This window comes from Moraxella boevrei DSM 14165, assembly GCF_000379845.1.
GTDB lineage: Bacteria > Pseudomonadota > Gammaproteobacteria > Pseudomonadales > Moraxellaceae > Faucicola > Faucicola boevrei.
This window is the reverse complement of the sequence record NZ_KB903811.1, coordinates 1-12,047: the sequence shown is the minus strand read 5'-3', so window position 1 is coordinate 12,047 and position 12,047 is coordinate 1. Positions and strand designations below refer to the sequence as shown.

Annotated in this window: 11 protein-coding genes, 2 tRNA genes and 2 pseudogenes; 5 read left to right on the top strand and 10 right to left on the bottom strand. The window is 39.0% G+C overall.

The window, feature by feature from the left end:
* The first annotated feature begins 6 nt into the window (after positions 1-6).
* Positions 7-867 carry a LysR family transcriptional regulator gene (locus A3G3_RS0111730; RefSeq protein WP_019520714.1) on the top strand — a complete coding sequence of 287 codons (861 nt, stop codon included), beginning with the start codon at positions 7-9 and terminating at the stop codon, positions 865-867.
* A 43-nt stretch (positions 868-910) separates the two neighbouring features.
* Here the strand turns inward: A3G3_RS0111730 and A3G3_RS13780 are convergent.
* The 3 genes and pseudogenes from A3G3_RS13780 to A3G3_RS0111710 form a co-directional block, all read right to left on the bottom strand.
* Positions 911-1,563, bottom strand: a pseudogene (locus A3G3_RS13780) (IS1595 family transposase).
* A 378-nt stretch (positions 1,564-1,941) separates the two neighbouring features.
* Positions 1,942-2,526 carry a reactive chlorine resistance membrane protein RclC gene (rclC, locus tag A3G3_RS0111720; RefSeq protein WP_019520713.1) on the bottom strand — a complete coding sequence of 195 codons (585 nt, stop codon included), beginning with the start codon at positions 2,524-2,526 and terminating at the stop codon, positions 1,942-1,944.
* A gap of 339 nt (positions 2,527-2,865) precedes the next feature.
* Positions 2,866-4,362, bottom strand: a complete 1,497-nt coding sequence (locus A3G3_RS0111710; RefSeq protein ID WP_026213030.1) for a SulP family inorganic anion transporter — start codon at positions 4,360-4,362, stop codon at positions 2,866-2,868.
* A gap of 387 nt (positions 4,363-4,749) precedes the next feature.
* Between A3G3_RS0111710 and truB the strand changes: the two genes are divergently transcribed.
* Entirely contained in the window at positions 4,750-5,697 is a 948-nt protein-coding gene (gene truB, locus A3G3_RS0111705; RefSeq protein ID WP_019520709.1) for a tRNA pseudouridine(55) synthase TruB, read from the top strand.
* 70 nt (positions 5,698-5,767) lie between these two features.
* On the opposite strand, the gene A3G3_RS0111700 is transcribed toward truB, so the two are convergent.
* Positions 5,768-7,360 (bottom strand): aminotransferase class I/II-fold pyridoxal phosphate-dependent enzyme, encoded by a 1,593-nt coding sequence (locus A3G3_RS0111700; protein ID WP_019520708.1) that lies wholly within the window; start codon positions 7,358-7,360, stop codon positions 5,768-5,770.
* A gap of 364 nt (positions 7,361-7,724) precedes the next feature.
* Positions 7,725-9,155 carry a hypothetical protein gene (locus tag A3G3_RS0111695; protein ID WP_019520707.1) on the bottom strand — a complete coding sequence of 477 codons (1,431 nt, stop codon included), beginning with the start codon at positions 9,153-9,155 and terminating at the stop codon, positions 7,725-7,727.
* A 195-nt stretch (positions 9,156-9,350) separates the two neighbouring features.
* Here A3G3_RS0111695 and A3G3_RS0111690 point away from each other — a divergent pair, with 195 nt between their 5' ends.
* The 3 genes from A3G3_RS0111690 (at position 9,351) to A3G3_RS0111680 (ending at position 10,144) form a co-directional block, all read left to right on the top strand.
* Positions 9,351-9,833 (top strand): glutathione peroxidase, encoded by a 483-nt coding sequence (locus tag A3G3_RS0111690; RefSeq protein WP_026213026.1) that lies wholly within the window; start codon positions 9,351-9,353, stop codon positions 9,831-9,833.
* Between the two features lie 129 nt (positions 9,834-9,962).
* Positions 9,963-10,038 (top strand) — tRNA-Val (locus A3G3_RS0111685).
* 29 nt (positions 10,039-10,067) lie between these two features.
* Positions 10,068-10,144 (top strand) — tRNA-Asp (locus A3G3_RS0111680).
* Positions 10,145-10,587: 443 nt separating this feature from the next.
* Here A3G3_RS0111680 and A3G3_RS0111675 read toward each other — a convergent pair.
* From A3G3_RS0111675 to A3G3_RS0111655, 5 genes and pseudogenes are all read right to left on the bottom strand, one after another.
* Positions 10,588-10,887: a helix-turn-helix domain-containing protein gene (locus A3G3_RS0111675; protein ID WP_019520705.1), complete on the bottom strand. Its 300-nt coding sequence runs from the start codon at positions 10,885-10,887 to the stop codon at positions 10,588-10,590.
* Positions 10,884-11,183, bottom strand: a pseudogene (locus tag A3G3_RS13775) (type II toxin-antitoxin system RelE/ParE family toxin); the annotation flags it as partial. The pseudogene A3G3_RS13775 and the gene A3G3_RS0111675, both read right to left, overlap by 4 nt.
* A 140-nt stretch (positions 11,184-11,323) precedes the next feature.
* Positions 11,324-11,608 carry an addiction module antidote protein gene (locus A3G3_RS0111665; RefSeq protein ID WP_019520703.1) on the bottom strand — a complete coding sequence of 95 codons (285 nt, stop codon included), beginning with the start codon at positions 11,606-11,608 and terminating at the stop codon, positions 11,324-11,326.
* A complete protein-coding gene (locus tag A3G3_RS0111660) occupies positions 11,601-11,762 on the bottom strand; it encodes a type II toxin-antitoxin system RelE/ParE family toxin (RefSeq protein ID WP_019520702.1) in 162 nt (53 codons plus the stop codon). Before A3G3_RS0111660 ends, A3G3_RS0111665 begins: the two co-directional genes overlap by 8 nt.
* 18 nt (positions 11,763-11,780) lie before the next feature.
* The coding region (locus A3G3_RS0111655) for an integrase core domain-containing protein (RefSeq protein ID WP_019519561.1) at positions 11,781-12,047 on the bottom strand (267 nt) is incomplete at its 5' end.

Below are 12,047 nucleotides of genomic sequence, written 5' to 3'. Positions count from 1 at the left end.
AAAACAATGAACCTCAACACCCTCCGCCTTTTTGTTGCCGTTATCCAGCACGGCAGTCTCTCCAAAGCCTCTGAGCGACTCTCTGTGCCGATTGCCACCATCAGCCGTCAAATTGCCGAGCTGGAAAAACACTTACAAATTCAACTCTTTGACCGCCAAAAATCAGGCGTTAAACCGACAATGGCAGGGCAAAAACTCTATGATGAAGTGCATTTTTCCATTGATAATTTGTTGAATGCCAAGCAGGTTTTGTTTGATGATGAGCAAAATTTAAAAGGCATTTTGCGGATTTCTGCTCCGCCCAAATGCGAGCCTGTGCTGGCGTGGGTTAGCGAATTTGGGCAAAAATTCCCCAATGTGCAAATTCACGCCACGATGACTGAACGCATTTTGGATTTGAGTACCGACAGCATTGATGTGGCGTTTAGGATTGGCGAGCTTCACGGCGAGCATTTTATCGCCAAAAAAGTCGCCACGCTTGGCACAAAATGGGTGGCTCACTCCGAGTTATTGGCACGGCTTGGCACACCAAAAACCGTATCCGATTTGGCAAATTATCCGATTGCCAGTTGGGCAAAAAATGGCGAAAACGAAATTGTCATTCACATGAATAAAGAGAAAATCGCCTTGCCGATAGCATTTGCCAGCAATGACAGCTATGCGGTGGAATATATGATTGTGCAGGGGCTATATATCGGACAAATGTCTGCTGTTACCGCTGATGAATGGATAGCCAAAAAGCGTTTGGTGGAAATTTTGCCAGAACTTGCCAAGCCCAATTATGATTTGTTTATGCTCTATGCTTCACAGCGTTATCCGTCTGCGATAGTCAGAAAGTTTGTTGAATTTGTTTGGGAGAATGGTTAGGGCGTGTCAAACTTTTTTATTAAGGGGCTGTAGTAGATAAGCCCTAAATCCCACACCATTTTTTCAATATTTTAAGCTGATTACAGGCGAGCCGTCATTAAAACGAAACTCGCATTCTTTGATAAAAAGATAAAAGTTTTTCTTGTCAATACCATTATATTTTCTTAAAACACGCTTGGCTTGCGACCAGCAGTTTTCAATGCCACCCCGTGGTTATGATTTTGAGCAAATTCTTTAGAGTGATTAATCCTAAAATGCTTAAAATCACTCACATCAAGTGCATTATAACTTCGATAACTGTCTGTATAGACAACGCTGTCAGGCTTTATTTTACTGGCTATGATAGGTATTAGCGTGTTTGTTTTGGTGTCTTTAACAGCAACAGTATAAACGTTACCATTGCGTTTTAAAAGACCAAACACAGCTGTTTTGCCACCAGCTCCACGCCCACGCTTACCCTTTCGGACACCACCGAAATAGCTTTCATCAAGTTCAATCTTACCATCAAAGCGTTCCTTGGCATCTTGATTAAGATGATATTCTATAAAAGTTAAGATTTTATGGTAGAATAGAGCAGATGAATTATACTGAACACTTAATAAATCACAAAGCTGTTCTAGCGGTAACTTGTGCTACAAAGAATTCAAGTAGTTTTAGTTGCTGTTTTTTGGTTAATTTACAACGAATTATCTTTATTCTTGTAGTATATCACATTGTGTAATCTACTACAGCCCCAAAAAATTTAAATTATCATTTGATTTTTGGTGGATTACAAAAGCTAACCTACTACAAGATTTTGTGTTACAAAAACCTATTTATAATTAATTAAGCTTTAATATTTTTTAGAATATTTAATCAAAGTGATAGCTTTTTTTGCCAAAAATGGCTAAATCTTGCTTTACTCGTCAAAAACTTGCTTGGTAGAAAACTCACAACCTGCGTTTTTTTCTTAAAAAACTGCGATTTTTCTAGTTTTTAATCACAAATACCAAATTTTGATATACCCTAGGTTCTTAAACAGTTATAACAAAAACCCCAATTAACAAAATTGGGGTTTTGGTTTGATAGGCTTTTTTAAACAGAGTTGTTTTGGTTGCGTAAAATTGCTTTGGCAGAATCAACCATCGCCACAAAACCTGCTGCTGTCATCATGGCATCTTTTAAAACCAATCGCCCAGCCCCTGATAAATAAGGAAAGCCTGTATGGGCATCTGCTCCGTGTACCCAAGTTTCTGGCGTAAAAATTAAAAAAGTATAAGTTACAAATGGCGTTAAGAAGCACAGTGTTGCACCAACCAAGCCAACCTTAGGCGAGATATAATGCGATAATAAAAGAAGTGCAAAAGTAATCTCCACCACACCAAGCCCATTAGAATAGCCATAGGTGTTGTTCATTTCGTGCCAAGCACGGTTAGCCTCATTTAGCACACCCTCACCATTCATGTGCTGCAAATAATTAGCAGGGTCATTATAAAGCCAACTCATAAAGGGGCTATTAGCAACAAATGGTACAATACTGTCAGCTTCATAGGGAATAAATTTTAGCCATCCAATCCATAAAAACACAATGGCAATAGAAATACGGCACAGATGCACACCGATGTTTTCAGAGCGGGCTACTTTTTCAACAAAACTTTGATAGGCATCGTATAAACTCATAACATTCTCCATACTTAGCGTCCACATACAATCCCTTTATGTCTATACCAGATGTATAACCACCGCTAAGAATTATGGCATGCCATACTTGGCTTGGTTTCATTGTATATCTTTTTAATGCTGCATTCAATACAAATATTAACTTATTATAATTTTTTATAAGAAATAGATAGTTTAATACATATTGTTTTGATAATCATCATCAAAAGCAATCACTTTGAAGATTATCAATTAATAAACCACACCAAAGACAACATGGCAGGCACTTGCACAGCACGCCAATCAAGCAGACAAAAGACAGAAATCTTGTGTAAAGGCATAGCTTGGGTCTTATTACAATTAATACCTAAAAATAACATTGCCGTCTGTTTTGTCGTGCACGCCAAAATTATCCACCAGCGTTTTGCTGGCTTCGTTTAAGCCAAAAACTTGCACGCTTGCCCCCTGTTTTTTGTAGCGTGCCACCACTTTATCCAAAGCACTGACCGCCGAAATGTCCCAAAAATGGGCGTGGCTGACATCAATACTCACCGTTTTGACGGCTTTTTTGTCAAAATCAAAACTGGCGATAAACTCATCGGTGGACGCAAAAAACACCTGCCCTGTTACCCCATACGCCAAATCGCTCTCGTCTGCGGTCGGCAAATGTAGCACCTTCATATAACGCCCAATTTTATTGGCAAAAAACAACGCCGATAACAGCACCCCAAAAAACACGCCCAACGCCAAATTATGGCTGTACACCACAATGGCAACGGTGGTTATCATCACCACATTAAAGCCCAAAGGGTGCGTTTTTAGCTCTTTGATGGATTGCCATTTAAAGGTGCTAAGAGCCACCATAATCATCACGGCAACTAGTGCAGGCATTGGAATAATTTTAATCCAATCACCCAAAAACACCACCAAAATCAACAAAAATACCCCTGCCACTAGCGTAGAAAGCCGTGTGCGACCGCCTGATTTGATGTTAATCACCGACTGACCAATCATCGCACAACCTGCCATACCGCCAAACAGACCGCTGACAATGTTGGCGATGCCTTGCCCTTGGCATTCTTGGTTTTTGTTACTGTCGCTTTCGGTCATTTCATCAAGCAAATTGGCGGTCAATAACGATTCAAGCAAGCCGACCGCCGCAAGGCTAAACGAATAAGGCAAAATAATCCACAAAGTTTCCAAATTAAACGGTACATCAGGCAACAAAAACGCAGGCAAACTGTCAGGCAACTGCCCCATATCGCCCACCGTGCGAACATCAAAGCCAAGCCCTACCGCCACCAAAGTAACCAGCACCACCGTTGCCAAAGGCGATGGTATGACTTTGCCAATTTTGGGCAAATAACCAAAGCCATACACCACCAAAAGCCCCAAAGTGGTTAGGGCATAAGTTTGCCAAGACACGCCTGCTAAATTGGGGTTGAGTTCAGGCAGTTGTGCCAAAAAAATCAAAATCGCTAAAGCATTGATAAAACCAATCATCACCGCCTGCGAGATAAACCGCATCAAACTGCCCATTTTCAGCCAGCCTGCCACAATCTGAATCATGCCTGTTAAAAGTGTAGTGGCAAGCATATAGTCCACACCGTGATTTTTAACCAGACTTGCCAGCACCAACGCCATTGCCCCTGTAGCGGCACTAATCATCGCAGGGCGACCGCCAAAAAAGGCAATCACAATGGCAATGCAAAAAGACGCATACAAGCCCACCTGTGGCGAAACCCCTGCAATGATAGAAAACGCAATGGCTTCTGGAATCAACGCCAACGCTACCGCAAGCCCTGATAAAATATCTGCTCTAGGATTGGCAAGCCAGTTTTGCGAGAAATTTCTTATAGAAAAAGCAGAAAATAAAGCCGTCAAAATAATGTCCCAAATTGTCCAAAAAAACAGTAATTATAACACAGTCTAGAGTTTAATTTAAAAACACCTGCCAAATTTTCATTGAAGCGATGTTTTACGGTAAATTCTGTATTATAATGAACACAAAATAAAATATTGCAACAGTTTTTGGCAACACAAACGATTGGCTTATACCCAACTTAAGAGTCAAGTTCACCCAACGGCATTTACTGATGATAACGGCAATGTCAAAGAAAGTATAACATCATCGGATATTGGGCGTTTTAGTGAATAATCCTTGATATTTTGTGCAAATGTTTAAAAACACACGCATATTTTTGTTTTTACCCCAATCACATAACCAATAAAAAATCATCAATCATGAAAAAAATCATTTCAGGCGTATTACTCATTGACAAACCACAAGGCATGACATCGCAACAAGTGGTGTCAAAAGTAAAATATTTACTCAAATCGCCCAATCACGACAGCAAAAAAGCAGGGCATACAGGCACGCTAGACCCTATGGCGACAGGGCTTTTGCCGATTTGTTTGGGCGATGCGACAAAATTTAGCCATTATCAACTAGATGCTAACAAATCGTATGAGGCCATTGTTAGGCTTGGGCAAAAAACCGACACGGGCGATGCAGAGGGACAAATCATTGAAACCAAAGAAATTTTAGCCATAACATCTGATGATTTGATAAAAGTTACCCAACAATTTTTGGGAAAAATTGCTCAAATTCCGCCCATGTATTCTGCCTTAAAAAAAGACGGCAAAAAGCTGTATGAACTGGCTCGTGAAGGTATTGAGATAGAAAGGCAGGCGCGTGAAATCGAGATTTTTGCCTTAGAGTTATCCTTAATTGATAAGTATTTTTTAAAATTAATTGTTACTTGTTCTAAAGGGACTTATGTGCGTGTGCTTGGCGAAGATATTGCCGTTGCATTGGGTACAGTAGGGCATTTGATAGCTTTACGCCGTATTAAAACAGGTGATTTTGACATTGCCAATGCTATCACGCTTGCTGATTTTGAAAAGTTGGATTTTGATAAGCGTTTGGCGATGTTAAAACCTGCTGATGAATGTGTCAAGTTTTTGCCAAAACTTGTGTTAGACAATGAGCAAAGTTTTAGGATTTTACAAGGGCAACGCCTAAATGTCAAAACTTTGGCAAGCGAACAAAGCCTTTTAATAGAAAATAGCTTAACAGAAAACGTGCAAGAAATTCGCCTGTTTAATCACAATCACGAATTTTTGGGCGTGGCAAAGTTGGAAAGTAATGGACGCTTACAGCCGATAAAATTGGTAAATATTCATCAGTGATTAAGAAAATTTTTAGCAAATAAAAAGCCGTTTAATCGTATCAAACGGCTTTTTTGTTGGATTTTTAAAATCAGTTTGTGCCAAATTCTTGACGTTTTTTGGCAAAAAAACGTTCTAATCTATCCATGGCTTCGTTTAAATCCACTTCATTGGGCAAAAATACCACTCGAAAATGGTCAGGTTCGTGCCAGTTAAAGCCTGTGCCTTGTACCATAAGCACCTTTTCTTCTTCCAATAATTGCATTAAAAATTGCATATCGTCTTCAATCGGATATACCGTGCGGTCAATTTTGGGAAAACAGTAAAACGCCCCCTGTGGCATAGTGCAACTGATGCCTTTAATCGCATTAAGACGGCTAATCGCAATTTCACGCTGTTTATACAACCGCCCTGTTGGTGCCGTCAAGGCTTGCATACTTTGGTAGCCCCCCATGGCGGTCTGAATGGCGTGTTGGGCAGGGACGTTGGCACATAATCGCATACTAGCAAGCATGGTTAAGCCTTCAATAAAGTCACTGGCGTGGTCTTTTTTGCCAGAAATCATCAGCCAACCTGAGCGAAATCCTGCGATACGGTGCGATTTTGACAAGCCATTATAGCTTAAAACCAAACAATTTTTTGCCAATGTACAAAGCGGTATATGAACAGCATTATCATACAACACACGGTCATAAATTTCATCCGCCATCAACACAAGATTGTATTTTTCTGCTAACGCCACGATTTTTTGCAAATTTTCGGTAGCATACAACGCCCCTGTCGGATTATTGGGATTAATCACCACGATGCCTTTGGTCCGTTCTGTGATTTTGCTTTCAATATCGGCAATATCAGGTTGCCAATTATCATCTTCATTGCACAAATAATGCACCGCACGACCGCCCGCCAAATTCGCGGATGCCGTCCACAAAGGATAATCAGGCATCGGAATTAGTATTTCATCACCGTCATCGAGCAAGGCTTGCATGGTCATCACAATCAGCTCAGATACGCCATTGCCTACATACACATCATTGACATCCACTGCATCGAGCAAGCCTTTGCCTTGATAATATTGCAAAATCGCCTTACGAGCAGAAAAAATCCCCTTAGAATCAGAATAACCTGTGGCATTTGGTAAATTAACCGCAACATCTGACAGAATTTCTTGCGGTGCATCAAGGTTAAAGGGAGCAGGGTTGCCAATATTTAGCTTGATAATTTTATGCCCTTGTGCCTCCATTACTTGTGCTTTTTGTAGTAAAGGACCACGAATATCGTAACAAACGTTTTGTAATTTTGATGATTTTTTTAAGGTTTTCATAAGCCTACCTTCAATATTTTGACTAAAATGCGTTAAATGATGTTCAGAACTTGGCTTAACAACAGGCTCTTGTGTTATTTTTCCAAAGTCATTTTTAGTCGTGCCTGATAACAAATAACTTTCGCTACAATCTAAAATCGTTGCCAACACAGGCAGCTTGCTAGATACAATACCATTTTTGCCATTTTCCCAGTTAGAAATCCCTGCACGGCTGATTTTGGCCCCCGCTTCCGTCATCAGCCGTGCAAGTTCGGCGGTGGTTAGTCCCTTGGCTTTGCGTAACGTGGTTAGACGTTTGCCTTGTGAGAGCTTGTCAGCATTGTGGTCATTGAGTGAGTTTTCAAAAATAATTGTTGTCATAAATCCATTAAGCCTTTGTATTTAAGAACTTGTATTCACAATCTTACACAATCAAAAGTTACTATAAAACGATAATAAAAGTCTGCAATTGTATAAAAACTTACTTGAGAAAATAACTGTTAATGGGTGTCTTTTTTGAGAAAACAGGTAATGTCTTTCACTTTTTATCATAAACAAGATGTTAATGAATACATGTTTTAAGTTATTCTGTCAAAACAAATGTTACTAGGTTGGTTAAATCATTATATTAGTGTATAAATTACACCAATTACTTTAAAAACGCAAGAAATTCTTACATTAAATGGATATAAGAAAGCCCTTGTTTGAGCTTTGTCAATCAAGGGCTTTGTTTGAGAGGGCTAAATTATGGTTTGATACGAATAATACCGTTCATCGTCCCTTGCCAGTAACTATTATCTAAACCAAAATTACCTGCAGTTTGTAATGGATTAGATAATGCACCAAAACTCCAAAATTTTCTAGATTTTACTAATCCTGTATCCCAATTCATAGTAACAAAGTTATAGGTATCCAAGGCAGTGGCATCTTTGCTAGGACCTGTGCGTTCAATAGTGTAAATCAGGTTGTCAGGAATCGATAATTTTGGTAAGGCTGATGAACGTATTGGGCTTGTCCATTTGGTTTCACATCCCATGCCATCCGCTCTAACGTCAACACGGGTCATACCACCGATAAAGGCTGCTTTTTTTGGAATAGATTTTCCAGCCCCATCTGGGTATTTTGGATAAGGGTAACCATAAGTTGATGTAGTCACAATTCCTCTACCATAGGCAATTGACGAGTCTTCGGTTCCTGAATTATTATTGTTAAACAAAGGGACTTTACAGATTTGTTTACCATCGTGCGTGCGATAAACTAACAAATTCATGCGTTGAGCATTATCAGTTATCGTGATATATTCATCGTTGTTTGCATTTGTGCCAAAAAATGTCGGTGTTGCACCCGAACCCCAACTTAACTGCCCTGGTTTACGAGCAATACCACGATCATAGGCTTGTCGCCATTTTACAACAATTTGGTTGTTTTCCTTAGCTAATAAATAAGTTGCATGCGTGGTAACCACAGAAGCACGGTTGTTTAAAGCTGTAGAAAAAGAGTTAGCAATACTTTCCCCTTTGTTTAACTTCTTTGAAATGACACGTTTTGTAACTCTATCAACCACACCCACAACGCCGTGCTGAGTTGCAAACCAGATATCATTGGTACTACTACCAGGATTAATTGCAACCACGCTATCACAATGTTGCTTATAATTACAATGGGCAGTGATGGTGCGTGCAAGTTGGGCAATTGGTACTAGAGAATTATGCAATGTCCACTTACCATTTTGATTCAAAATACTGACCGTTTTTAAATTATGGAAAGCATCAACATAAACAATTTCATCTTTTTCATTGGCATAAGCATATACACTTCCTAATAGACTAGCAGAACTCAACATAATCTGTGATAATTGTTTACCATCACGGCTAAATAATGTCAGCTTTGGTTGTCGTGTTAAGTAATCCACACATAATGCGGCTACTTTACCATCAGATAAGACCATTAAATTAGGACAGGCTGCTGATAAGGAAATAAGTTGTGGTGCTTTTGATGTAAAGGCAGGACCACGTAAGGGTGAGGTATCAGAAGATAGCGTGTCTCCGTGACTGGTTGCTCCACCAGTTGTACCTAAACCTGCAAAAAAAGGAAGGGGGGCTGCCTGAGTAGCAGTGGCTAAGACACCCAAGGTAAGTGTCGTGAGAACTTTAGTAAAGTATTTTTGATATCGCATAGTCAAGGTATTCCAAGATTAAATATGGTTTAAAAACAATCATAGCTAGTGAACTAAATCTATCTATGGATAATTGTAGTAAAAAATTGATAAGGAAAAATTTTAGCTTCTAATTTTAACATTTTGTGGTCATAAGTGAAAGCTTTTTGTGTTAAAATTGATAAACATTTTTTAATAAAAAAACAGCGAGGCGTTATGTCAAATTTTTACCAATTATCAGCAACCGACTTAACAGGTCAAAATTTTGAATTTTCACAATTGGCGGGCAAAGTAGTTTTGATTGTCAATACTGCGAGCAGATGCGGTTTTACCCCACAATATCAAGGCTTACAAACACTTTTTGAAAAATACCAAGACAAAGGTTTGGTGATTATCGGCTTTCCGTGCAACCAGTTTGGACAACAAGAACCCGATGAAAATGACAAAATTGGCGAGTTTTGTCAGATAAATTATGGCGTGGGTTTTCCGATAATGGCAAAAATTGACGTGAATGGCGAGCAGACACACCCTGTTTATCAGTTTTTAAAATCGCAAATCCACGGCAAAGGCATTTTGACTGACAATATTAAGTGGAATTTTACCAAATTTTTAATCGATCGGAATGGCGACGTGGCAAATCGTTACGCACCGACCACCAAACCAGAAGCTTTGGCAAGCGAAATTGAAAAATATTTGTAAAAACTTCAGATCGTAATTATTTGATTTTTACCAATTTTTTAAAAATTTTATAAAATTTGTCAAAAAAACAAAAAATAATGCTTGACCTTGTCTAAAAAATCTATATAATACGCACCACACAACGACAATGGGTCGTTAGCTCAGTTGGTAGAGCGTCTGCCTTACACGCAGAATGTCGGCGGTTCGAATCCGTCACGACCCACCACTATCTGAGTGGGCGTCACAAAACTACTTGCAGTGGTAGTTCAGTTGGTTAGAATACCGGCCTGTCACGCCGGGGGTCGCGGGTTCGAGTCCCGTCCGCTGCGCCATATTTAAAACGTATTTTTAGTTTTTAGCTCAAATCTCCCCTGATTTGAGTTTTTTTCGTTCATCGTTTAGGTCGATTTTTGGCAAGATAACGTAAAAATGTCATAATTTATCAAACAATAACGAACACCCTTAAACAACAGTATGGTCGGAACGGCGTAAACCATACTCATAATATAAATCATTGATTTATATAATATTTTAAAAAAATAAAAATTTTTATACCAACAAATATACCAACAATTTTCAAAGTCACTTCAAATTTGGGCTATTTTGGGGATAAAAAGATATCTCTTTTAGTGGGCGGGCGTGTCTGTTTTTTATCCTGTGAAAATACTTTTTTATAACTTTGAAAAACCGCTTGATTTTTTCTTTGTATGGGGTTTGTTTTGCAAATACCGCCAAACAATAAAAAAGGCTATCATCTGATAACCTTTATTTGGTGCTATACAATCGCTACCTGCTCACCTGTTGGCATAATGGCGTTAATACGCAAATCACCGCCCAACGCCTTAATATAGCGTTTTAACGTGGATATATGCACATCTTTGCCGTTTTCTATCTTGCTAATGTTGGCTTGTGATACGCCCATTTTTACCGCTAATTCTGATTGTGATAGCTTGGCGGTTTGTCTAAGTTGTGATAACTCATAGGCTTGTTTTAGCTGTTCGGCTTTTGCTTGTATGCGTTCTTGTCGCTCTTTTGGTAAACGTGCTATAAATTCATCATGACTTATAAAACTCATTTGCTTAACTCCAACTGGTCTAAATAGCTTTGGTAAATGCTTTGTGCTAGCGGTATCATCTTTTTATAAAAGCGTTTATCCCCTGTTTTATCACCGCCACACAATACAACTGCTTGCCGTAATGGGTCAAATACAAAAAACGCCCTTAACGGCTTACCATTACTTTGTATTCTCAACTCTTTTAAATTGGTTAATTTACTGCCCTTGATTGTATCAGCATAGGGGCGGTTAAGGTTATAGCCATATTCTTTTAACAACTCAAGCACGGCTTCCACGTCATCAAAAGTATCATCATCTAGGGTATTTCACTTTTTAAATATATTTATCTAGAAAACGTGAAAATGGTGAAAACCCTTGTTATTACTAGCTTTGTAAAGGTTATTTTCACGTTTTCACACTTTATCATTATCAGATATGGCATTTTTGCAAAATAACCCTACATTTTTTGGCTTAAACTAAGCTGTAGCCCCATGCCTTGTATAATTCTAAAAATCGTGTCAAATCGTGGTTTTTCAGATGTTAGGCTTTTATACAGGCTCTCTCGCTTAATGCCTGTATCTTTTGCTAGATTATGCATACCCCTAGCTCTTGCCACGTCATTAAGGGCTTGGATAAACTCGTTTGGCGTGCCGTCTGCTAGAATTTCATTTAAATAAGCGTTAATAAGTGTTTCATCTGTTAAATAGTCTGCAACATCAAAACGGCTAATGGTATTATTCATTTTGTAACTCCTGTTGGATAGCTTGCCACATGGCTGTTGCTTTGTTAATGTCGGTTTGTTGTTTGTCTTTGCTACCGCCTAGCAATAACAAATAGATTTTTTCGCCTTGTTGTGCGTAATATACACGATAGCCGTTACCCTTAAATATACGCATTGTAGTGGTCAAGTTTAATTAGACAGCTTTTAAGAGATTTTGGTTAAAAAACTGATTTTCTTTCTCAACAGGTGTTAAATAATCATTAAAGCTATGTGGTCTAACTTGACAGTAATAACCTAAAATATAACTCGCTACATCGACTCTTGCTTGAGATAAATCGTCATAGCCTTTCTTGGGCATCCATTCTGTTTTAAAGCTCCTAAAGAACCGCTCGGTTGGAGCATTATCCCAACAATTACCACGTCTGCTCATACTATGCTTCATGCCTTTACACTGGGCAAG